At 70.8% G+C, this 658-nt stretch carries 1 protein-coding gene; it reads right to left on the bottom strand.

Annotation, left to right across the window (positions count from 1 at the left end):
- Nucleotides 1–147: 147 nt before the first annotated feature.
- A partial coding sequence (locus AC08ON_RS11180) for a zinc-dependent metalloprotease (protein ID WP_476616920.1) occupies nucleotides 148–658 on the bottom strand: 511 nt, incomplete at its 5' end.

The raw sequence follows: 658 nt of genomic DNA, 5'->3' as shown, positions 1-658 counted from the left end.
GAGGCCGGGGAATCGGACCAGGATGGGCCGGTCACGGCGACCGGCGGATCCTCAGCGTGGCACGTCCGACCGGCGAAGGATGAACACCCGTGGATCGCTGTGGACGTGCTGTGGACGAAACTGTGGATCATCACTGGTCCGTCCGGGTTACCTGTCCGGGTTGTCCGGCCCGTCGGATCCGCCATCGGCGGGTGGGGCGCCGCGGAGTTTCTCGATTTCACCGATCGGGTCGTCGAGCGCGCTCGACGACGCGCCGGACACGAACGCCTCCGGGGCGGCGAGATCTGCCGCGGTGGGCAGCAGATCGGGATGCGCCCACAGCGCGTCGCGACCCTCGTGGCCCCGGGCGTCCCGTACCGCCTCCCACAGGGCGGCGGCCTCCCGCAGCTTGCGTGGCCGCAGGGAGAGACCGACCAGCGTGGCGAAGGTCTGCTCGCCCGGACCGCCTTCGGCGCGACGGCGCCGTACCATCTCGCGCAGTTTGCCCGCGGCCGGCAGATGACCGGTGGCCGCGGCGTCCGTCACATGATCGACCCAGCCCTCGATCAGCGCGAGGATCAGTTCGAGACGGGCGAGCGCGGCCTTCTGCTCGGGGGTGGTGGCGTCGCTGAACACGTCCTCGCCGAGCGCCTCCGACAGCCGTTCAGGGTTCATCAAC

The organism is Frankia sp. CoWAU3, from assembly GCF_977971855.1.
Note: the sequence above shows the minus strand (reverse complement) of the source record. Positions and strands in the feature narration are given on the sequence as shown.